The organism is Clostridium sp. KNHs214 (assembly GCF_000744935.1).
GTDB lineage: Bacteria > Bacillota > Clostridia > Clostridiales > Clostridiaceae > Haloimpatiens.
In genome coordinates, this window is record NZ_JQMW01000011.1 from 1,170,092 (window position 1) to 1,190,829 (window position 20,738).

The following is a 20,738-nucleotide window of genomic DNA, read 5'->3' on the forward strand; positions in this document are numbered from 1 at the left end:
CTCCACTATTCTCTCTTTTTTAGATGATTATACAGTCTACTTAAATCTTTCCCATCTTTTTCTACTTCATCTTCTTCTATTATGCCCAATTTTAATTTATCTTTTATCTCTTCGTCTATAGTTATAAAAGAATATCCTAGTCTATCTCCTATGACGTATAATAATATTATTGCACCTGAAATACAGTTTAAAATAGCATTTTGAGCTACATTACTCCCCTTGGTCAGCAGTTTAAAAAATTGCCCTATGACACATAGTAAATCAGCTTTCAAGCTTTCTATAATTTTAATATTTGCCATTATATTAAAATCGTCCTTTTTCATAGTATACCATCCCCTTTCCCACCTATATATTATATTTTAGTTATTTCCTCATATTTATGCAACGTTAAAATAAAAAGCAACACCAAAAGGTGTTGCTTAAATTCTTTACTATTCAGTAGTAAATGGTAATAATGCTATATTCCTTGATCTCTTTATAGCAATTGTCAATTCTCTTTGGTGTTTAGCACAGTTTCCAGAAATTCTTCTTGGAAGTATCTTTCCTCTTTCTGTTATGTACTTTTTAAGAGTATTGATATCTTTGTAGTCTATAACTTTTGCTTTATCAGCACAGAAAGTACAAACTTTTTTTCTTCTTCTTTTAACTCTTTTACGTTCATTTGCCATCTCCAAATACCTCCTTACCTTTTTTTAAATTAGAACGGGATATCCTCATCATCCATTGGAGTTATATCCTCATCAAAACTTTGTTCCTTTGACTCTTCCGTTGAGAAATTATCAAAAGATCCATTATACTCAGAATTATTGCTTGACATTGATGATTTATTTCCATTTCCCCACTCAAGGAATTGGACTTCTTCAGCTACAACCTCAGTGACATATCTTCTAGTGCCATCTTTAGCTTCGTAACTTCTTGTTTGAATTCTTCCACTAATTCCTATAAGCCTTCCTTTGCTCATATAGTTAGCAGTTGATTCTGCTTGTTTACCCCATACCACAATTGGAATAAAATCCGCTTCTGGCTGCCCTGGACTTTTAAATCTTCTGTCTACAGCAATTGTAAAAGTAGTAACTGCTGTGCCTGAACCTTGGATAAATCTAAGCTCTGGGTCTTTTGTGAGTCTTCCGATTAATACAACCTTATTCATCAAAACACCACCTAGTTTTCTTGATTAGTTATTAAGTGTCTTATAACACTGTCAGCAATTCTGAAGTTTCTGTCTAATTCTTTTGGTAGATCAGCATCTGCAGAGAAGTTGATTAGGACATATGTTCCTTCGTTAACTTTTGCGATTTCGTAAGCAAGCTTTCTCTTACCCCAAACGTCAACGTTATCGATTTGTCCTCCACCATTTTCTATAACACCTTTGAATTTCTCAATATTAGCATTAAGAGCTTCTTCATCTAATGATGGGTGTAATATAAATAGAGCTTCATATTTTCTCATTACGTTCACCTCCTCCCTCTGGACTAACGGCCGTAATATCTTAATGTATTACAGCAGGGATTACATCAATATATTTTAACACTGGTACAAATAAAAAGCAAGGATTTATTTTAGGAACTTTTCGGTTCCTCCAATACCTTCTTCATATTCTTTTCGAATTTATTTCTTTCAATCATAACTATCCTACCACATTTCACACACTTTATCTTTATGTCTGCTCCCATTCTTATTATTTCCCACTGATTAGCCCCACAAGGATGACCTTTTTTCATCTCTACTATGTATCCAATATCAAATTGTTTCATTTTTTTCACCCCTTACTATAACTTTTATCAGCTATAAATTACCAATTACATCTATTAATTCTTTCCTTTTGTGATGATATTATACCATAGGGCAGTAAAAATAATAAAGTGAAACTTAAGCAAAGGACAAAATCTATAATTTTATAAAAGTGGCTTACTCAGCTAAAAATAAAGCCATGTTTCCACTAAAAATAGTATTATAGTTAGCTCTAATATAACAAGGAGCTGTCGCACTAAGAATAAATCCTACAATATATTGTCTTAACTTTAAACTTGCAAAACAATATATTGCATGTGAATTCCTTAATACAACAGCCCCTTAAAAATGTAATTCTATTATGATTTTCATAGCTTTGCTCAACATAAATATGCACAATGGTAAAACACAATATGTAATTACATTATAACTTCTACCTTTTCACCATCTTTTAAGTATATATTCTTAGTGTTCATTTTATTTTCTTCAACTAATTTTTTTATACTTTCTATACAAGCTTCCGTTACTTTTAAACTTATGCCACAGCTTTTGGTTATATATGTTGGTGTTGGAATCACTTGTACCTTTAATTCATTTTCTTTTGCAACCTTTTCTCCGTTCATAGCCTCATGCGTGTTTTGAAAAGTTACAACATAATATTTATCCATATTTTACCACCTTCGTAATTCTATATGATTTCTAACCTTATTATATTACTTTGCATAATTCCTACAAAATGGACATCATAGTATCTATATAGTTTATAGTTTCACTATTTTGTCTGATGTATTCATTGTTTCTACTATTGAGTACATATTGCTTATTTCTCCAATTTTTAATTGTTCTTTAATTTTGTAGAAATCAAGACATGTTCCACATACTTGAATTTTAACTCCTCTTTCCTCCAATTTACTTAAACTTTCTAATACTTCTGATCCCTCTACTGTTAACTTTACTCCAGCATTTACAAATATTAAATCTGTAGGAATTACATCTGCCTCTGAAAGTGCAAATAAATAACTTTTTATTAATATATTTCCTAAATCTTCATGTCCATTTCCTAATTTATTGTCCATTATTGCTATGGTAAATTTAGTATTTTTATTTCCTTTGTTTTCCTCTTTACAACCAGTAGAACCTTCTCCTTTTACTATGTTTACATAGTAAAATCCTTCTTTTTCTTCTGCATTAGCTTCAAATCCATTGTTTTGTGCAAATTTTAGTACATTATTTTTAGCAACTTCATTATCTACTACAGTAGTAGCTTCTCCACTTTCTATAGAATCAAAATATTTTTTTGTACTTACAACTGGTATCGGACAATTCATTCCCTTACAATCTATTATCTTTGCCATAATAACCCTCCTAAAATATAAACATATTATTTGAAATATTACTAATCCTATTGTACTTACTTCAGATTTTAAACTATAATTGTAGTATACTTATCATCAAATCTTCAATTTTCATTATATCAAAGATTTTTAACTTGGTTATGGGTTTTATACATATTCCAATATCTATTATAAATTCAAATAGATGCTTCGTTTTCTATTTATATATCAAATACACTTTTGGATTAATGGAGGTTTTTTTAAATGAAAGTTTATTTAGATAATGCAGCTACAACTTTTCCAAAACCAGATACTGTAGTATCTTCTATAATGACATATATGACACAAGTTGGTTCTAATCCTGGAAGAGGAGCATCATCATCTTCTTTAGCAGGGAATAGAGTTGTTTTTCAATGCCGAGAAGCACTAGCTAATTTTTTTAACTTCTCAAATATAGAAAACGTAATTTTTGCTTCAAATATTACTCAATCTTTAAACACTTTAATTAAAGGTGTAGTTGAAAAAGGTTGGCATGTAATAACATCTTCAATGGATCATAACGCTTCTTTAAGACCACTTTCTTCTCTTAAAGAAAAGGGAATAATCGAACTTACTATATTAGATTGTTCTAAAGAAGGTTTTATTGATGTAGATAATTTTAAAAAATCTATAAAAAGCAATACCAAATTAGTTGTTCTGTCCCATGCTTCCAATATAATAGGAACTATTCAACCTCTTGAGGAAATAGGACGTATATGCAAAGAAAAAGGAATTTATTTAATAATAGATTCAGCTCAAACTGCTGGGGTTTTAAATTTAGATTTTCAAAAATTAAATTGTAATGCTTTAGCTTTTACAGGTCATAAAAGTTTATTAGGTCCTCAAGGCATAGGTGGTTTCATTATAGATGACAAACTTAACGAAATCACAAAACCTTTTATAGAAGGTGGCACTGGAAGCGTATCTTCTAATGTAATACAACCAGATTTTTTACCTGACAAATTTGAAAGTGGAACTATGAATACCCCTGGCATAGCTGGACTTCTTGCAGGAATTAATTTTATAAATGAAAAAGGACTTAAATACATAAGGGAGTATGAAGAGGATTTATGCAAAAAATTTATAAATAACGTGTTAAACATAGATACTGTAGAAGTTTATGGAATTAGAGATGTTTCTTCAAGAACCTCCACAATATCTATAAATTCTTCAAAAATAGATAATGCAGAACTAGGATTTATACTAGACAATGAGTTTGGTATAATTACACGAACTGGTTTACATTGTGCACCTTTAGCTCACAAAACTATAGGTACTTATCCTAGTGGCACTATCAGATTCAGTTTTGGTTTATTTAATGATGAAAAAGACGTGGACTATACTTTAAGTTGTATAAATAAAGTTATAAAGAGGTTTTAGATTATGCCCCAAATTTCATAAATAAAGTTATAAAAAGGATGTGATAACTTGAATAACTTACTTGAAAGGTTAGATAGGACTATTCTCTTTGTAGTAATATATACCCTTGTTTTTATACTATTTTTTGCAACCATAGGCTATACACTTCCATTTGTACTAGGTATTTTATTTGCTATTTTATTACAAAAACCCGTAAAATTTTTAATGAATAAATTTAAAATAGAGTCTTGGCTTTCTTCTCTAATAGTTACTATAATATTTTTTGCAATAATTGTAACCATACTTTCTTTAGGTATTACATCACTCACATCAGAAAGCATACAACTAGGCAAAAATATACAAACTTATATTACTAAAAATTCAGATGAGATAATGGGCTTTTTTAATAATTTGGAAACAAACTATCATCATTTAGACCCTTCTATAATATCTACTATAGAAAAGAATCTTTCAAGTTTTACATCAAAAAGCCTTAATTTCACAGTAGCATTTACCAAAAAAGCGCTATCTTTATTTTTGATTTTTCTAACTAAAATACCGTACACCATTATGGTAATATTATTTACTTTGCTTTCAACTTACTTTTTTACCAAAGACCTTTCCGCTGCAAAAGATAAGATATTTAATCTTTTACCCGAAAGCAAATCAAATAGATTATACAGTATAGTGTTGGAATCTAAAAAAATGTTATCAAATTATATAGCATCTTATTTATTTATAATATCCATAACATTTTTAGAAACTCTTATTGGATTTTTAATATTTAAAGTTAAGTATGCTGTACTTTTAAGTGTTATTTGCGGATTTTTTGATCTATTGCCAGTACTAGGTATAGGGGCTATTTACATTCCATTAGCTATAATATATTTCCTTTCTAAAAACTATGTTGCAGCAATAGGCATATTAATTTTATATGGAATAGTTTCTGTTATAAGACAAATAATAGAGCCAAAAATAGTTTCTTCATCATTAGGTCTTCATCCTGTAGCTGTATTAGCCGCCATATTTATTGGTCTTAAAGCTAATGGTATAGGTGGAATGTTTTTCTGCATATTCTTAGTTGTTTTCTATAATATATTAAAAAAAGTTGAGGTTTTATAGTATATAACATCTTCCCTTTGTTAATAATTAGAAGGGGAGGTGTTTTTTATGAATAATAAAATTATTTTAGATACGTCCGAAGGAAATTGTATATTTAAATTAAGAGACATATTAAGTGAACAAATAACCTATGCTTTAAATTCACAAAAACAAATTGCCATTTTGTGCATTGGAACCGATAGATCCACTGGAGATTCTTTGGGACCATTGGTAGGTGATAAATTAAAATTTTTAGTAAGGGATAAGGTCGCCCTATATGGTAATTTAGAAAAACCTGTTCATGCTAAGAATTTAAATGAAAATCTTCAAGATATTAAAGATACTTTGGAAAATCCTTTTATAATAGCTATAGATGCTTCTTTAGGTAATATCTCCAATGTAGGAAATGTTATTGTTGAAAAAGGTCCATTACTTCCGGGGGCCGCATTAAATAAAAATCTTTCCCCTGTTGGTAATGTAAGTATAAAGGGTATAGTAAATATTTCCGGAAACTTAGAATTTCTAGTGCTTCAAAACACTAGGTTATATACAGTTATGAATCTAGCCGACATAATTTCAAAGGGCCTGTATCATTCTATTTTAAAAACAATAGGAGGTCCAAAATTACATAAAGAATCCTTAGAAGATTTGGCAAAATAACCAAATTATTTTAATACTTAACATATTGGATATGCCTATATTTATTTGTGATAGGGATAAAATAATCTATTGTAATGTTTCACGTGAAACATTTTTAAATATCTAATAATAACAAATACATAAAAATATCAATTAATTTTATAATATATAAAAATATATATTTATATTTTAGAAAAGAAATACAACAGAATTTTTTATTTGCATTAATATATAGAGCTATAAACCCTGTTAAATATTATTCTATCAATTTCATCTATAGTCTTTCTACCAGAATCAATTATTAGTGTGCCTTCAGCCTTTAGATTGTTTTCTAAATTAGTATCCATAAGACCGTGATTCTTTAAATCACATATTATAATATCACAAGCCTTTTCCTTATCATTAGTTACTTGGTAACCTCTATTTATTAATTCATTACTAATATACTGCATATCTTTAGGTACAAATATAATCATAATAAAAACCTGCTACTCAAAATATGGTCAAATGTATCCATATTGAGATTCTTACTGCTTCAACGTACTCTGTCTTGCCTAAGCTACTACAGTTTGTATAGCACTCCACAGTCGTTAATTCCCCAAATAGCCTTGGGTACACATATAAGTGCTTGTTTAATTAAGCTATCTTATATTCTTTAGCATTGGCTAAATTTATTGAAGCATTTAAATCTCTATCAATAAAAAGTCCACAACTGCATTTATAAACTCTATCAGATAGTTTTAAATCTTTCTTATATGCTCCACAACAGCTACACATTTTACTACTTGGATAGAATCTATCAACTATTCTTATCTCAATATTATTTTGTTTGGCCTTTAAAATAAGCTTAGTTCTAAATTCATAAAACTTTTGCCCAGCAACCGCTTTAGCTAAATGTCTATTCTTCATCATTCCACTTACATTTAAATCTTCAATAGTTATAAAACTTGGTTTTTGTTTTATTAACTCATTCACTGTTTTATTTATGTAATTAGTTCTTATATTTGTAAGTCTTTGATGAAGTTTTTGTACCTTGACTATTTGTTTTTGGATATTTTGACGAGTAGCTTCTCCTTTCTCTTTTTTATTTCTTAATTTTAAACTTTCATATTTCCTTGAAAGCTTTCTTTGCTCACGTTTTAGTTTCTTTTCTTCTTTTTTAACTATTTTAGTTTTGTTAATATTCTTTTTAGTTAAACCATTATTACAAATTGCAAAATCTTTTAGTCCAAGGTCTACGCCTATTCCTTCTGAATAAGGTTTATTATCTAATGTAATATCCTCTTCAACTAAAATTGAAACAAAATATCTATCTGATTTTTGACTTACTGTACCGCTTTTAACTATGGAGTTAACTGGAATGTAGCCAAATTCTTTTAATCTAACCCAACCTAAAGTTGGAACTTTAACTCTATGTCTTTCAATAGTCCAATCTGTTTTATTGTTCTTTGGAAAATAAGCTTTAACATCTTGATTTTTCTTTTTCTTAAATTTAGGAAAGCCGCTTTCCCCTTTAAAAAATTTCTTAAATGCTTTTTCTCCATTCATAATGGCTTTTTTAGTAGCTTTGGAAGACACTTCTTTAATCCAAGCTTTGTCAGTATGATTAGGAATATATTTGTTATTAAGCCATTTAGAAAAATCCATACCACTAATAAATTTTTTCTCTTTTTCGTAAACTTCTTTATTATGAGCAATATAAAAATTGTATATGAACCTACTTACACCAATAGTTTGATGAATTTTAGTTATCTGTTCTTCTGTTGGTTTAATTTCTATTTTGTATGCTTTTTTCAACTTCTTCATCTTCCTTTATCTTTTTCTTATATTTTCTTTGTATTGCTCATAAGTATATTATCTTCTATTTGTTGGTGTTCTAAATACTTTTAATATTCCTTCGTTATCCCATCTTTGTAATGTTCTAACTGACACATTAATTAATTCTGCAAATTCATTTGCTTTATAGTTATTATTTTTCAAATGTACTCACTTCCTTTTCATAAGTACATTTACTATATTTAATTACTTTTATTTATATTTTAAATAACTAAAGAAACCTCCTTAAGATTATTATTCCCTTAATGGAGGTTTTTATAAGTGTTATTTATAATTTTATTTGTGATATTAATTAATAGCTGAGTTTAGAACCTCTTCCTCTTCTTCGGACAAATCATATCTTGATATTCCCCTATCAATAGGTTTTGCATAAACTACGCTATCTTCTCTTCCATATATACCTGTTATAATCATGCCACTATTATATTCATTAAGTAAAGCTATAGAAAAACTTAAATCACTTCCTACATTTTCAAAAGCTTTGTATCTTTTCATAGCTGTTCTTTGTACACAGTTTTTTAACTTTTCATTTAAAACCTTATAGTTTTCTGCTAAAACATCTACTTTATCCTTACTTTCATCTATTTTATCAAAATACGTTTCTATAACTTGTTCTATATTTTTATTATCCACTCCACGTGTAAATTTCCTAAATTTTTTCTCCAACTTACCTATAGCTTTAAATGAAATAATAAGCATTATAAATAGTATAAATATTATAATTGCCATTCCCGCTATAATATATGGTTGAAAAGCTGATAAATTTTCAAATATTGTATTCAAGTAACTCATTCCTTTCTGCTATTGTTTCACGTGAAACATTTTTATATTTTATGTAATGTCAATTACCAACTAAATAAACAAGGATATTTTCTTACTACCACTTTATAAATTAAAGCTTCTTTAATTATATATAAATTATTTTTCATTATCAATACTTGTTTAATTCAAAACTAATAGTTACTTACAATTTTTTAAACTTTTCTATTTAAACTTTCCTATTGCATATTTAAAATATCTATTATTCTTTGAAGATCATCTTCTGAATAATATTCTATTTCTATTTTACCTTTATTATTTTTATTATTTTTTATAAATACCTTAGTTCCAAAATAACCTTCCAATCTATTTTTAATATCTTCATAATATGGGTTCGCATCGGCTGCTTGCTTCTTTATTTCCTGTGTGTTTTTAGAAACACTTCTTATTAGCTTTTCTATTTCTCTTACACTTAAATTTTCATCAATAATTTTTTGAGCCAAGGAATACTGTAAATCCTTATCTTCTAAAGATAATAAAGCTCTTCCGTGCCCCTCTGATATAACCTCATCTATAAGATATTGTTGAACTCTTTCGTCTAAATTTAAAAGTCTCATACAGTTTGCTATAGCAGTTCTAGATTTCCCTATTTTGCTAGAAACATCACTTTGTGTTAAATTAAACTCCTCAATTAATCTTTTATATGCTTTAGCTTCTTCTATTGGGTTTAAATCCTCTCTTTGTATATTTTCTATTAAAGATACTTCCAAGACTTCTTTTTCTGGCATATTCATAACAACAGCTGGAACTTCTTTAACGCCCACAACCTTAGCTGCTCTCCAACGTCTTTCTCCTGCTATTATTACATAACTCCCACCTTGTCTTTTTAAAACTAAAGGCTGAATTATTCCATATTGCTTTATAGACTGAGCTAACTCCATTATTTTATCCCCATCGAAATTTTTTCTTGGTTGCTCTTTATTAGCTTTTATTAAATTTAAAGGGATTTTTAATATTGTCTCATTATTCTCCACTTCTGAAGAATCTTGTTCTGGAATTAAAGCTCCTAATCCTTTTCCTAATCCATACTTTTTACTCAAGCTTCTTCCTCCTTTATCCGTATTAAGCCATCCTTTGTTTAATATTATATTATTTATGCTCTAACCTTTTGTCTACTTAAAAATTCCTTAGTAAGTTTTTGATAAGCTTCAGCTCCTCTGCACTTATCATCAAATAATAATATTGGAAGTCCGAAACTAGGAGCTTCTGCTAATCTTATATTTCTTGGTATAGTAGTATTATACACCTTATCTTTGAAATATTTCTTTACCTCTTCTACTACCTCATTGCTAAGCTTTGTCCTACTATCATACATACTCATTAAAATACCCTCTATTTCTAGAGATTTATTTAAGGATTTCTTAACTAGCTGCACTGTATTTATAAGCTGGCCCACACCTTCCAATGCATAAAATTCACATTGAATAGGAATCAGAACACTATCGGCTGCACAAAGGGCATTTATTGTTAAAAATCCTAGAGAAGGCGGACAATCTATAAACACATAATCAAACTCATCATCTAATTCTTGCAACGCATTTTTTAATATATTTTCTCTACTTTCCTTATTTATTAATTCCACTTCTGCTCCAGCTAATTCCATAGTAGATGGGACAATATAAAAATTATCAATAAGCTCTATTTTAATTATAGATTCCTTTATACTCTTTTCTCCTGCTAACACATCATAAATTGAACTTTCAATATTTCTCTTGTCCAACCCTAATCCACTGGTAGTGTTTCCTTGAGGATCTATATCTATAGTGAGTATTTTATGTCCTTTATTAGCTAAATAGGAGCATAAGTTTATATTGGTTGTAGTTTTACCCACTCCACCTTTTTGATTAAAAATACAAATAACCTTCATTAAACTCATCACCTTTAATTATATTTTAAAAATCAGCACAAATTATTAAATTACCACCGATAGTATACGGTGGCCAATATTTTATAAAATTATCTTCAACTTCTATTATAATATTAATACATCTCTTGTGCTAGTAATTTTTGCTTACTTAATGCTATAAAAAAATAAAAAAAGATAAAATTAGTATAATATTTTTTTACACCAACTTTATCTTTAAGTTTTTTGTCTATTTAATATAAAAAATATCTATTTCCTAAAACATTTATATAATAACTCAACTTTCGCACATAATTCAAGTTCGACATTAGATTAATAAGCGTCTTTAATTTAAAATTTAGAATACAAAATTTAAAATTTTACATTTTTATTTTATAACTGCGAAAGTTGAAATAGTCACTTTACTAATTTAGTCATTCATATTAATTTATATCCACTATATCAATTACATTACTGCTATAAATTTGTAACAATTATAACTAAATATAAGACTATAAAAAATCAACTATTTTTTTGGAATACATATAGTAACTTCTATAGAGTCTTCTAATTCTTTAGATTTATAATTAGCTTTTATGCCATATTTATCAAAAACTTGCTTTATGGTATTTACATAAATTCTTGGACTAAAAATCCCCTTTATTCTCTTCTTTCCATCGGCTGCAACTTCTTGACTACATAATTTAAGAAGTTCTCTTTCTACTATTTCTTCTGTTTTCTTTACATTTAAAGACTTACTAACAACTTCTTTCAATACCTTATTTCTAAGTTCCTCTGAAGGCAATTTCAAAAGTGCTCTAGCATGTCTTTCTGTAAGATTATTTTCCAAAAGAATTTGTCGAATTTTAGGTTCTAATTTGAGAAGCCTTATTTTATTTGCAATGGTAGATTGCTTCTTTCCTATGACTTCTGCCAACTGCTCTTGAGTATAGGAATGATCCTTTATTAAATTATGATAAGCTTCTGCTTCTTCTAAAAAGTTTAAATCTTGTCTTTGTAAATTTTCCAAAAGTGCAATAGCTGCTGAATCCTTATCAGTTATATTTACTATTATAGCTGGTATTTCAGTTAATCCAGCTAATTTAGCAGCTCTAAGTCTTCTTTCTCCAGCTATAAGTTCATATTTTTCAGCTGATAACTTTCTTATAGAAATTGGTTGAATAACGCCATATGCTTTTATTGATTGTGCCAATTCTTCTAAAGCTTCCTCATCAAAATGTTTTCTTGGCTGATAAGCATTTGGAACTATGGATTCTACAGGTATATAATTTATATCTTTTTGCATAGCTACCATCCCTCTTATTGTTTTCCTAATATTAACATTTCTATAGAAACATTAATATTCCTTCTTTTTTGTAAACTTTTATATAATTTATTTTATTTTTTTAATATTTATTTGTTATTTATCTATTTTATATGCTTATTTTACTTTTATTTCCTTATTTTAATGGATTTTTAGAAACTACCCCTGCTTTTCTAGGATACCCCTTAGGTGTATCTTTTACTTTTTTAACTACAACTAAGTTATGCCTTAAGTTACTTCCCTCAATATCTACCTCTATTATTTCTTGAATTTTTCCACCTAATATCTTAATAGCCTTTTGAGCTTCCTCTAATTCTTCTCCAATAGCTGGCCCTTTTAAAGCTACAAAATATCCTCCCTTTTTAACGAAAGGAATACAAAATTCACTTAGAACAGTCATGTTAGCCACAGCTCTAGAAACCACTGCATCATATTGTTCTCTGTATTTTTTATCTTTTGCAAAATCTTCAGCTCTCCCATGAAGTGTTTCTACAGAATTTAAACTTAATTTATTCACCACTTCATCCAAAAAAGTTATTCTCTTTTTTAATGAATCCAGCAACGTTATTTCTAAATTATCTTTAACAATCTTCATAGGTATACCTGGAAACCCAGCTCCTGTACCTACATCTATTATTTTTTTGCACTCTTTAAGTTTTGCAAATTTAAATATTTTAAAGGAGTCAATAAAATGTTTTTTTATTATTTCTTCATCATCCGTTATGGCAGTTAAATTTATCTTTTCATTCCATTCTTTTATCATATCCTTATATAGAATGAATTCATTATATTTTTCTTCATTAAATTCCAATCCTTCTTTTAAGGCTGCATTATTTAAAATATCGTAATATTCCATTTAACTTCCTCACTTTACACATTACTTTATTTTACTTCCTTTTCCCTCTTGCTTCTTTTTAATTGTTCTAAATATATCATAAGCACAGATATATCCGCTGGAGAAACTCCTGAAATTCTTGAAGCCTGACCTAAATTAGTAGGTCTTATTTTATCAAGCTTTTGTATAGCCTCTATTCTAAGACCTTTTACATCATTGTACTCTATACGTTCTGGTATAATCTTATTTTCCATTTTCTTAAAACTATTTACCTGTTCTATTTGTTTTTGTATGTAACCTTCATATTTAGAAACTATATTTACCTGTTCTTTAACATTTTCAGGCAATTTGGGTCTTTCTACATCTAACGGTTCTACTATATAATAATTAAGCTCTGGTCTCTTTATTAATTCGTATAAACTAATAGGTTTCTTTAATTCTACAGAATTTAATCCTGTTAAAAATTCATTGACTTCTCTCTTGTTAGTTATTTTTAATGCCTTAATTCTATCTATTTCCTTTTCTATAGCTTCTTTTCTATCTAAATATTTTTTATACCTTTCTTCCTTTACAAGACCAACCTTATATCCTGCTTCAGTTAATCTCAAATCTGCATTATCCTGCCTTAAAATAAGTCTATATTCAGATCTTGATGTCATCATTCTATATGGTTCATTAGTACCTTTAGTAACTAAATCATCTATTAAAACCCCTATATAGGCATCTGAACGATTTAATATAAAAGGTTCCTTTCCATGAATTTTAAGAACAGCATTTATACCTGCAATAAGTCCTTGAGAAGCCGCTTCTTCATATCCTGAACTTCCATTTACCTGTCCTGCTGAAAAAAATCCATCAATATTTTTAAATTCTAAAGAAAGTTTAAGCTGAGTTGGATCTATACAATCATATTCTATGGCATATCCTATTCTTGTAATTTCAGCCTCCTCAAGACCCGGGACAGTCTTAACCATCTTAACTTGTACATCCTCTGGAAGAGAGCTGGACATGCCACCTACATACATCTCCTCTGTAAACTCTCCTTCTGGTTCTATAAACACTTGGTGTTGTTCCTTATCTCTAAATCTCATTACCTTATCTTCTATAGAAGGACAGTATCTAGGCCCAACCCCCTCAATACTTCCATTATATAGAGGTGATCTATTTATATTATCTGTAATAACTCCATGAGTTTTTTCATTTGTATAAGTTAGATAACAAGATACTTGTTCCCTTTGTATATCATCATTCATAAAAGAAAAAGGAACTATCTTTTTATCTCCTGGCTGCTCTATCATTTTTGAAAAATCCAGTGATTTACTATTAACCCTACATGGAGTTCCAGTTTTAAATCTTCTTAAAGAAATACCTAAATCTAAAAGCTTTTTAGATAATTCATTGGCAGGCATAAGTCCGCTCGGTCCTTCATTTCTACTTACATCACCTACAATAACCCTAGATTTCAAATATGTACCGGAAGCCAAAACAACCGCCTTACAATTAAAATAAGCTCCATTAGAAGTTAACACTCCTTGCACCTTTCCCTCATTAACATCTACATCAGTTATCTCCAGTTGCCTTAAAACTATATTAGGTTCTTTCTCTAACACCCATTTCATTCTTTCAGAGTACTTCCTTTTATCTGCTTGTGCTCTTAAAGAATGAACAGCTGGTCCTTTAGAAGTATTTAACATTCTAGATTGTATGAATGTTTCATCTATGTTTACTCCCATCTCTCCGCCTAGGGCGTCTATCTCTTTAACCAAATGTCCTTTAGCTGTTCCCCCTATATTAGGATTACAAGGCATAAGAGCAATGCTATCTAAATTTATTGCACACACCAAAGTTTTACATCCAAGTCTTGCTGAAGCAAGTGCAGCCTCACAACCTGCGTGTCCAGCCCCTATAACTATTACATCAAAATCTCCTGCATGGTAACTCATCTTCATCCCTACTTTCCTAAACAGAATTCTGAGAAAATCTTATCTATTATATCCTCTTCTACTGTATCACCAGTAATTTCTCCCAAGGCCGTCCATGCGTTTCTTATGTCTATAGAAGCTAAGTCTATAGCCTCTACATTTTCTAAAATGTCTATAGCAGCCTTTAAACTTTCCTTAGATCTTATTAATGCCTCTTTATGTCTATTGTTAGTTACATATACATCTTCTGTATTTATTTCTCCCTTAAAGAATAACTGCTTTATACAATCTCTTATTTTATCTAGTCCTTCTCCGGTTTTTACAGAAATATCTATAAGGTATTGGGAGTCTAGTTTAGAAAGTTCATTGTTTTCTATCTGTCTATTTAAATCCTTTTTATTTAAAAGGACAATATACTTTTTATCCTCTATAAATTCTATAATTTCTTCATCTTCTCTATCTAATTTTCTGCTTAAATCCAACATCAATATTATTAAATCCGACTCTTGAATCTTTTCTTTAGACTTCTCTACACCTATTTTTTCTACAATGTTTTCAGTTTCTCTTATGCCAGCTGTATCAATTAACTTTATAGGAATTCCATCTATATTTATATACTCTTCTATTACATCTCTAGTGGTTCCAGGTACATCTGTAACTATGGCCCTCTTTTCTTGGAGCAATGCATTTAAAAGAGATGATTTACCAACATTGGGCTTACCTACTATTACCACCTTTATTCCTTCTTTTAACATCTTTCCTTCTTCAGCAGTACTTAATAATTTATCTATATCTTCTATAACATTTGACAATTGAATATTTACTCTTTTAGAAGTAACTTCTTCTAAATCATCCTCAGGATAGTCTACTGTGGCTTCTATATGGGCAATAAGTGCTAGGAGTTCACCCCTTATAGCTGATATTTCCTTGGAAATTATGCCTTCTGACTGCTTGATAGCAGATTTCATACTAAGTTCTGTTTTAGCATTTATTATATCAATTACCGCCTCTGCCTGACTCAAATCTATTCTACCGTTGAGAAAAGCTCTCTTAGTAAACTCCCCTCTTTCTGCAAGTCTTGCTCCAGCCTTTATAGTTTCTTTTAAAACTCTATTGGTAGCCACCACTCCACCATGACAGTTTATTTCTACAGTATCCTCCGCTGTAAAACTTCTAGGGCCCCGCATATAACTTATAATAACTTCATCTATTACTTCTCTACTATCCTTATCTACAATAAAGCCATACCTCATAGTATAAGTCTTCATTCCTTCTAAGGATTTACCATTCTTAGCATTAAAAATACTATCCACTATAGGTAAAGCATTATCCCCAGATACTCTTATTATTGAAACTCCTCCTTCACCTAAACTAGTTGATACAGCTGCAATGGTATCAAATTCTTTCATACTCTTAACTTCCTCCCAATTATATATGTTTGCTTAATATTATTATTTTAGCCCAATATATTTTTTTTACACTGTATTAATTTTATCAAATAAAAATATAAATTTAAACAGTAATATAGGTTATATTTTCTAATTTATCACTACCTATAAAAAAATCCATCCTATGTATTCACAAGTGCTTTTACCAATTGTTAATTTCCAGTCTCCAATCCCCACTAAAAGCTTTATTTATAGCTTGACGATTAGTGGTTTTCTTATTTACAATAACTAACTGAACTTTCGCAGCTATAAAATCACAATTTAAAACTATATTTGTATTCTCTATATTTGTATTCTCTTTATTCATATAATATTAAACTTAAAAATTGTGTGCGAAAGTTGAATAACTAAGAAAAAGAAAGCCCTTTAGGCTTTCTTTAAATCAATGACTACTCTTCTATATGGTTCCTGTCCTTCACTATAAGTTTTTATTTCCGAATCACCTTGAAGTGCAGAATGTATAACTCTTCTCTCATATGGATTCATTGGCTCTAATTTAACACTTCTGCCTTTTTGTTTAACCTTATAGGCCATTTTTTCAGCTAATTTTTTTAAAGTCTGCTCTCTTTTATATCTATAATTTTCAGTATCCAAAATAATTCTCTTGTACGGCTGATCATTATCCTTATTAACAGCAAGACTAACTAAATATTGAAGTGAATCTAAAGTTTCCCCTCTATGGCCTATTATGAGTCCCATATTAGGTCCTGAAAGGTTTATTTTTAAAGCAGAGCCTTCTTCCTTTATTCTTATTTCTGATTTTATATCCATAGCATTTAAGACTTTTCTTAAAAAGCTTCTAGCCTCTTCTGTATAATCTTTTTTCTCTGTAAGTTTAACATTAGCAGATTTAGCTCCTATAAAACCAAATAATCCTTTGCTTCCCTCTTCAAGTATTTCAATTTCCACTTTATCCTCAGTTAAATTAAGCTGTTTCAACCCTTTTTGTATAGCTTCTTCTACATTTTTCCCCATAACTTCAATACTTCTCATTACCGTAAGACACCGCCTTTCTACAACAAATCATTCTTAGGCATTTTGCTTACTTTTTTTCTCATTCCTTTTCATTACAACAGTTTGACCAATTTGGAATAAGTTATTTGTTACCCAATAAAGTACCAATGCCCCTTTAAATTTTAAACTCATATATGTGATGAACACAGACATGAATATATTCATAATAGAAGTTTGCTTCGCCTGCATGCCATCACCCTTCATTCCCATCATAGCTGATGAAAGGTATGTAGTTACCCCTGACAATATTGGCAATATTAATGAAAGTGGATCTTTAAGTGATGCTACTCCCCCTAAATCTTTCATCCATAAGAAGCTTACACCACTTATGTTAGGTAAATTTAAAAATAAATAATACATGGCAAATAATATTGGCATCTGTATTATTAAAGGTAGACATCCGCTTAAAGGACTTACACCATTTTCCTTATAAAGTTTCATAACTTCTTCTTGCATTTTTTGAGGATTATTTTTATATTTTTCCTGTAATTTTTTCATTTCTGGTTGTATTTCACTCATTTTAACAGTAGATCTTATCTGTTTAAAGTTTATAGGCAACAATATTATTCTTATTATTGCTGTAAACAATATTATGGCTAAGCCATACGTGATATTATTGTTGGGTATAAAGCTATTTAACCCAGTGTGCAACATTTCAAAAAATTTCGATAACCATTGTGATAAAAACTGCACTTTTAAACCTCCCAAAATTAAATATTATTATTTAACAGGATCATATCCACCCTCATGAAAAGGATGACATTTAAAAATCCTCTTTATAGCCATAATACCTCCCTTTAAAGCTCCATACTTTTCAATAGCCTCTAAGGCATACTGTGAACATGTAGGATAAAACCTACAACAGGGCTTTTTCAATGGAGATATGTATTTTCTATAGAATTTAATTATGCAAATTAGAACTCTCTTCATTATTATATAAACCAGCTTTCTTAATTATATTGATTAAAGCTTTCTCTATTTCTTTGTATGTTCTATCCTTGCAACTAGTTCTAGCTATTATTACTAAATCAAGGTCATTTACTTTGAAATTATGTTGGTTTAATCTGTAGCTTTCCTTTATCAATCTCTTAACTCTACTTCTGACTACACTATTTCCTACCTTTTTACTAACTGAAATTCCTAATCTATTAGTATTGTCGTTTTTTTTATTTTTATACTTATATAAAACTAATAAGTTATTAGAAAAAGACTTTCCTCTTTTATATACATTTTTAAACTCAACATTTTTCTTTAAACCTTCCAGTTTCATTTAAACCTTACTCCTTCTATCTGCAGTTGCAGAAAAAGGCCACTTCTGCGGCCTTATGCTGTCAATCTTTTTCTACCTTTAAGTCTTCTTCTTTGAAGAACATTTCTTCCAGACTTAGTGCTCATTCTCTTTCTGAAACCGTGTTCTCTTTTTCTTTGTAACTTCTTTGGTTGGTAAGTTCTTAACATCTTACTGCACCTCCTTCATTTGAAGTTAGTATATAGCAAAGTATTACTTACTAACTATATTTATGGTTTTACTATTAAATTATATAGTTATAGATACTCATTGTCAAGAAGAACAAAATGTATATTAATGCTAAAAAATCTCCCTCATTAAAATCACTTTTATTTTTAATATTTTCTATTACTAAATCTATTACTAAAAAGGTATATTTTAAAATTTTTATAGTAAACTGTGAATATTTTTTCATATTTTTAATCTTTTTGTGGATAACTTCTTGAATACCTTTATCCCTTTTGATATTATTAATTGTGAACTGTGAATATTTTTTTATTATTAATAGTTATACACAGGTTGTTGATAACTTTGTGGATAAACTGTTTTAACCTGTATATATTTTTTATTACATTTTTTTTATTCGGCTTATATAGTGGTTTTATAATTTTTTTTATGTAAATAACTTTTTTTATGTATCTGTTGATAATTTATGTTATAATAAAATTCTCTGAAATTATAAACATAATTATCAACATGTGAATATTTTTATGTACATTGGTCTAGTATTTATAGATGGGTTAATAATTGTAGATAACTCTGTTTATATATTGTTTATTATTTTTTGAACTGGAGGATAAGAAATGGATGTTCATCTTACTCAAATTTGGGAAAAAACCTTAAATATTATAAAAGGTGAACTTACAGAAGTAAGCTTTAATACTTGGATTAAAAGCATAATTCCTATATCCATAGACAGGAATAGCTTAAAATTAGGGGTGCCTAATAATTTTACTAAGGAAATATTAGAAAATAGATATAAAAATCTAATTTCTAATGCTGTTAAATTAATAGGTTCAAAATCTTATGATATTGAATTTATAATTGCCAGCGAAGAGGCAGTAGATGCCCAACCAAAGGAACAAATAAAACAAGAACAGAGTACAATAATAGCTAACCCTGAGATAACTTCTACTCTGAATCCTAAGTATACCTTTGATTCCTTTGTAATAGGTAATAGTAATCGCTTTGCTCATGCAGCTTCTTTAGCCGTAGCAGAATCCCCTGCTAAAGCTTATAACCCGCTTTTTATTTATGGAGGAGTAGGGCTTGGTAAGACTCACCTTATGCATGCTATAGGTCATTACGTATTAGAAAATAACCCTAATTCGAAGGTTGTATATGTTACTTCTGAAAAATTCACTAATGAATTAATAAATTCTATAAAAGACGATAAAAACGTAGAATTTAGAAACAAATATAGAAATGTAGATATTCTTCTTATTGACGATATTCAATTTATAGCTGGTAAAGAAAGAACACAAGAAGAATTTTTCCACACTTTCAATGCTCTTCACGAAGCTAATAAACAAATAATATTATCTAGTGATAGGCCTCCAAAGGAAATTCCTACATTGGAAGATAGATTAAGATCTAGATTCGAATGGGGGCTAATTGCAGATATTCAAGCTCCGGATTTTGAAACTAGAATAGCCATTCTTAAAAAGAAGGCAGATGTGGAAAATCTAAATATTCCTAATGAAGTTATGGTATACATAGCTAATAAAATAAAATCTAATATTAGGGAATTAGAAGGAGCTCTTATTAGAATAGTAGCATTTTCTTCTTTGACTAATAAAGAAATTAGCGTAGATTTGGCTTCTGAAGCACTAAAAGATATAATATCTAATAGCCAAAATAAACAAATAACTATTAGTTCTATCCAAGACATTGTTTCTAGTTATTTTAATCTTAGTGTGGATGATTTTAAATCCTCTAGGAGAACTAGAAATATAGCCTACCCTAGACAAATAGCTATGTATTTAAGTAGAAAATTAACCGATATGTCTCTGCCTAAAATAGGAGAAGAGTTTGGAGGACGTGATCACACTACTGTTATACATGCTTATGAAAAAATTTCAAACAACTTAAAAAAAGACGACGGACTTAAAAGTACCATAGAGGACTTAAGCAATAAAATATCTCAAAATTAACATGTGTTTATAATATATACTTAACTACCTGTGGATAAAAGAAAATATGTTTT

The 20,738-nt window shown here is 29.1% G+C and carries 27 protein-coding genes; 4 read left to right on the plus strand and 23 right to left on the minus strand.

The genetic code is table 11. The annotated features are described in order from the left end of the window. Window positions 1-5: 5 nt before the first annotated feature. From CC89_RS14050 to yedF, 7 genes are all read right to left on the minus strand, one after another. Entirely contained in the window at window positions 6-323 is a 318-nt protein-coding gene (locus CC89_RS14050) for a MazG-like family protein (RefSeq protein ID WP_035293108.1), read from the minus strand. 108 nt (window positions 324-431) lie between these two features. Next, window positions 432-668 (minus strand): 30S ribosomal protein S18, encoded by a 237-nt coding sequence (gene rpsR / locus CC89_RS14055; protein ID WP_035293110.1) that lies wholly within the window; start codon window positions 666-668, stop codon window positions 432-434. A 29-nt stretch (window positions 669-697) separates the two neighbouring features. Continuing rightward, window positions 698-1,150 carry a single-stranded DNA-binding protein gene (locus CC89_RS14060; protein ID WP_035293112.1) on the minus strand — a complete coding sequence of 151 codons (453 nt, stop codon included), beginning with the start codon at window positions 1,148-1,150 and terminating at the stop codon, window positions 698-700. A gap of 11 nt (window positions 1,151-1,161) precedes the next feature. Further along, window positions 1,162-1,449: a 30S ribosomal protein S6 gene (gene rpsF, locus CC89_RS14065; RefSeq protein ID WP_035293114.1), complete on the minus strand. Its 288-nt coding sequence runs from the start codon at window positions 1,447-1,449 to the stop codon at window positions 1,162-1,164. A gap of 110 nt (window positions 1,450-1,559) precedes the next feature. Beyond that, the gene (locus CC89_RS14070; RefSeq protein WP_035293117.1) at window positions 1,560-1,754 is read right to left on the minus strand and encodes a DUF951 domain-containing protein; all 195 of its coding nucleotides are present in this window, start codon (window positions 1,752-1,754) and stop codon (window positions 1,560-1,562) included. A 396-nt stretch (window positions 1,755-2,150) separates the two neighbouring features. Beyond that, entirely contained in the window at window positions 2,151-2,399 is a 249-nt protein-coding gene (locus tag CC89_RS14075) for a putative Se/S carrier protein (protein ID WP_035293120.1), read from the minus strand. A gap of 93 nt (window positions 2,400-2,492) precedes the next feature. Further along, on the minus strand, window positions 2,493-3,086 hold the full coding sequence (yedF, locus tag CC89_RS14080; protein WP_035293122.1) for a sulfurtransferase-like selenium metabolism protein YedF: 594 nt from the start codon (window positions 3,084-3,086) through the stop codon (window positions 2,493-2,495). 243 nt (window positions 3,087-3,329) lie between these two features. On the opposite strand from yedF, the gene CC89_RS14085 reads away from it, so the two are divergent. The 3 genes from CC89_RS14085 to yyaC are packed head-to-tail and all read left to right on the plus strand — an operon-like array spanning window position 3,330 to window position 6,224. Next, window positions 3,330-4,484, plus strand: coding sequence for an aminotransferase class V-fold PLP-dependent enzyme (locus CC89_RS14085; RefSeq protein ID WP_035293124.1), 1,155 nt, complete (start codon window positions 3,330-3,332; stop codon window positions 4,482-4,484). A gap of 48 nt (window positions 4,485-4,532) precedes the next feature. Beyond that, entirely contained in the window at window positions 4,533-5,585 is a 1,053-nt protein-coding gene (ytvI, locus tag CC89_RS14090) for a sporulation integral membrane protein YtvI (RefSeq protein ID WP_035293125.1), read from the plus strand. A gap of 48 nt (window positions 5,586-5,633) precedes the next feature. Next, window positions 5,634-6,224, plus strand: a complete 591-nt coding sequence (gene yyaC / locus CC89_RS14095; RefSeq protein WP_035293127.1) for a spore protease YyaC — start codon at window positions 5,634-5,636, stop codon at window positions 6,222-6,224. Window positions 6,225-6,427: 203 nt separating this feature from the next. On the opposite strand, the gene CC89_RS14100 is transcribed toward yyaC, so the two are convergent. From CC89_RS14100 to rpmH, 16 genes are all read right to left on the minus strand, one after another. Then, on the minus strand, window positions 6,428-6,679 hold the full coding sequence (locus CC89_RS14100) for a YkuS family protein (RefSeq protein ID WP_035293130.1): 252 nt from the start codon (window positions 6,677-6,679) through the stop codon (window positions 6,428-6,430). A 160-nt stretch (window positions 6,680-6,839) separates the two neighbouring features. Further along, window positions 6,840-8,000 carry an RNA-guided endonuclease InsQ/TnpB family protein gene (locus tag CC89_RS14105; protein ID WP_035293132.1) on the minus strand — a complete coding sequence of 387 codons (1,161 nt, stop codon included), beginning with the start codon at window positions 7,998-8,000 and terminating at the stop codon, window positions 6,840-6,842. A gap of 57 nt (window positions 8,001-8,057) precedes the next feature. Next, on the minus strand, window positions 8,058-8,183 hold the full coding sequence (locus CC89_RS14110) for a MerR family DNA-binding transcriptional regulator (protein WP_035293660.1): 126 nt from the start codon (window positions 8,181-8,183) through the stop codon (window positions 8,058-8,060). Window positions 8,184-8,327: 144 nt separating this feature from the next. Beyond that, window positions 8,328-8,822: a DUF4446 family protein gene (locus CC89_RS14115; protein WP_502685633.1), complete on the minus strand. Its 495-nt coding sequence runs from the start codon at window positions 8,820-8,822 to the stop codon at window positions 8,328-8,330. A gap of 215 nt (window positions 8,823-9,037) precedes the next feature. Next, window positions 9,038-9,898, minus strand: coding sequence for a ParB/RepB/Spo0J family partition protein (locus CC89_RS14120; protein WP_035293138.1), 861 nt, complete (start codon window positions 9,896-9,898; stop codon window positions 9,038-9,040). A gap of 53 nt (window positions 9,899-9,951) precedes the next feature. Further along, a complete protein-coding gene (locus tag CC89_RS14125; RefSeq protein WP_035293141.1) occupies window positions 9,952-10,725 on the minus strand; it encodes a ParA family protein in 774 nt (257 codons plus the stop codon). 502 nt (window positions 10,726-11,227) lie between these two features. Further along, window positions 11,228-12,007: a nucleoid occlusion protein gene (gene noc, locus CC89_RS14130; protein ID WP_035293144.1), complete on the minus strand. Its 780-nt coding sequence runs from the start codon at window positions 12,005-12,007 to the stop codon at window positions 11,228-11,230. A 154-nt stretch (window positions 12,008-12,161) separates the two neighbouring features. Next, complete coding sequence (gene rsmG / locus CC89_RS14135) at window positions 12,162-12,881, minus strand: 16S rRNA (guanine(527)-N(7))-methyltransferase RsmG (protein WP_035293146.1); 720 nt, start codon at window positions 12,879-12,881, stop codon at window positions 12,162-12,164. Window positions 12,882-12,907: 26 nt separating this feature from the next. Next, complete coding sequence (gene mnmG / locus CC89_RS14140) at window positions 12,908-14,803, minus strand: tRNA uridine-5-carboxymethylaminomethyl(34) synthesis enzyme MnmG (protein ID WP_035293662.1); 1,896 nt, start codon at window positions 14,801-14,803, stop codon at window positions 12,908-12,910. Window positions 14,804-14,811: 8 nt separating this feature from the next. Further along, window positions 14,812-16,191 carry a tRNA uridine-5-carboxymethylaminomethyl(34) synthesis GTPase MnmE gene (gene mnmE, locus CC89_RS14145; RefSeq protein WP_035293147.1) on the minus strand — a complete coding sequence of 460 codons (1,380 nt, stop codon included), beginning with the start codon at window positions 16,189-16,191 and terminating at the stop codon, window positions 14,812-14,814. A gap of 181 nt (window positions 16,192-16,372) precedes the next feature. Next, window positions 16,373-16,537: a hypothetical protein gene (locus CC89_RS20625; protein ID WP_185750763.1), complete on the minus strand. Its 165-nt coding sequence runs from the start codon at window positions 16,535-16,537 to the stop codon at window positions 16,373-16,375. A gap of 59 nt (window positions 16,538-16,596) precedes the next feature. After that, window positions 16,597-17,223: an RNA-binding cell elongation regulator Jag/EloR gene (jag, locus tag CC89_RS14150; protein WP_035293149.1), complete on the minus strand. Its 627-nt coding sequence runs from the start codon at window positions 17,221-17,223 to the stop codon at window positions 16,597-16,599. 36 nt (window positions 17,224-17,259) lie between these two features. After that, window positions 17,260-17,937, minus strand: coding sequence for a membrane protein insertase YidC (gene yidC / locus CC89_RS14155; protein ID WP_035293151.1), 678 nt, complete (start codon window positions 17,935-17,937; stop codon window positions 17,260-17,262). A gap of 27 nt (window positions 17,938-17,964) precedes the next feature. Then, a complete protein-coding gene (yidD, locus tag CC89_RS14160) occupies window positions 17,965-18,174 on the minus strand; it encodes a membrane protein insertion efficiency factor YidD (RefSeq protein ID WP_035293152.1) in 210 nt (69 codons plus the stop codon). After that, window positions 18,146-18,514: a ribonuclease P protein component gene (rnpA, locus tag CC89_RS14165; RefSeq protein WP_035293153.1), complete on the minus strand. Its 369-nt coding sequence runs from the start codon at window positions 18,512-18,514 to the stop codon at window positions 18,146-18,148. Before rnpA ends, yidD begins: the two co-directional genes overlap by 29 nt. A 53-nt stretch (window positions 18,515-18,567) precedes the next feature. Beyond that, on the minus strand, window positions 18,568-18,702 hold the full coding sequence (gene rpmH / locus CC89_RS14170) for a 50S ribosomal protein L34 (RefSeq protein WP_035293155.1): 135 nt from the start codon (window positions 18,700-18,702) through the stop codon (window positions 18,568-18,570). Between the two features lie 633 nt (window positions 18,703-19,335). Between rpmH and dnaA the strand changes: the two genes are divergently transcribed. Further along, window positions 19,336-20,685 carry a chromosomal replication initiator protein DnaA gene (gene dnaA, locus CC89_RS14175; RefSeq protein WP_035293156.1) on the plus strand — a complete coding sequence of 450 codons (1,350 nt, stop codon included), beginning with the start codon at window positions 19,336-19,338 and terminating at the stop codon, window positions 20,683-20,685. Window positions 20,686-20,738: the final 53 nt, after the last annotated feature.

Excerpts from the sequence above, each read along its gene's own strand:
- yedF (WP_035293122.1), bottom strand. The coding sequence starts at position 3,086 with ATGGCAAAGATAATAGATTGTAAGGGAATGAATTGTCCGATACCAGTT.
- yyaC (WP_035293127.1), top strand. The coding sequence starts at position 5,634 with ATGAATAATAAAATTATTTTAGATACGTCCGAAGGAAATTGTATATTT.
- CC89_RS14125 (WP_035293141.1), bottom strand. The coding sequence starts at position 10,725 with ATGAAGGTTATTTGTATTTTTAATCAAAAAGGTGGAGTGGGTAAAACT.
- CC89_RS14070 (WP_035293117.1), bottom strand. The coding sequence starts at position 1,754 with ATGAAACAATTTGATATTGGATACATAGTAGAGATGAAAAAAGGTCAT.
- CC89_RS14060 (WP_035293112.1), bottom strand. The coding sequence starts at position 1,150 with ATGAATAAGGTTGTATTAATCGGAAGACTCACAAAAGACCCAGAGCTT.
- rnpA (WP_035293153.1), bottom strand. The coding sequence starts at position 18,514 with ATGAAACTGGAAGGTTTAAAGAAAAATGTTGAGTTTAAAAATGTATAT.
- noc (WP_035293144.1), bottom strand. The coding sequence starts at position 12,007 with ATGCAAAAAGATATAAATTATATACCTGTAGAATCCATAGTTCCAAAT.
- CC89_RS14050 (WP_035293108.1), bottom strand. The coding sequence starts at position 323 with ATGAAAAAGGACGATTTTAATATAATGGCAAATATTAAAATTATAGAA.
- CC89_RS14100 (WP_035293130.1), bottom strand. The coding sequence starts at position 6,679 with ATGATTATATTTGTACCTAAAGATATGCAGTATATTAGTAATGAATTA.
- jag (WP_035293149.1), bottom strand. The coding sequence starts at position 17,223 with ATGAGAAGTATTGAAGTTATGGGGAAAAATGTAGAAGAAGCTATACAA.
- CC89_RS14075 (WP_035293120.1), bottom strand. The coding sequence starts at position 2,399 with ATGGATAAATATTATGTTGTAACTTTTCAAAACACGCATGAGGCTATG.
- yidD (WP_035293152.1), bottom strand. The coding sequence starts at position 18,174 with ATGAAGAGAGTTCTAATTTGCATAATTAAATTCTATAGAAAATACATA.
- mnmE (WP_035293147.1), bottom strand. The coding sequence starts at position 16,191 with ATGAAAGAATTTGATACCATTGCAGCTGTATCAACTAGTTTAGGTGAA.
- mnmG (WP_035293662.1), bottom strand. The coding sequence starts at position 14,803 with ATGAGTTACCATGCAGGAGATTTTGATGTAATAGTTATAGGGGCTGGA.
- rsmG (WP_035293146.1), bottom strand. The coding sequence starts at position 12,881 with ATGGAATATTACGATATTTTAAATAATGCAGCCTTAAAAGAAGGATTG.
- CC89_RS14085 (WP_035293124.1), top strand. The coding sequence starts at position 3,330 with ATGAAAGTTTATTTAGATAATGCAGCTACAACTTTTCCAAAACCAGAT.
- dnaA (WP_035293156.1), top strand. The coding sequence starts at position 19,336 with ATGGATGTTCATCTTACTCAAATTTGGGAAAAAACCTTAAATATTATA.
- rpmH (WP_035293155.1), bottom strand. The coding sequence starts at position 18,702 with ATGTTAAGAACTTACCAACCAAAGAAGTTACAAAGAAAAAGAGAACAC.
- rpsF (WP_035293114.1), bottom strand. The coding sequence starts at position 1,449 with ATGAGAAAATATGAAGCTCTATTTATATTACACCCATCATTAGATGAA.
- CC89_RS20625 (WP_185750763.1), bottom strand. The coding sequence starts at position 16,537 with ATGAATAAAGAGAATACAAATATAGAGAATACAAATATAGTTTTAAAT.
- rpsR (WP_035293110.1), bottom strand. The coding sequence starts at position 668 with ATGGCAAATGAACGTAAAAGAGTTAAAAGAAGAAGAAAAAAAGTTTGT.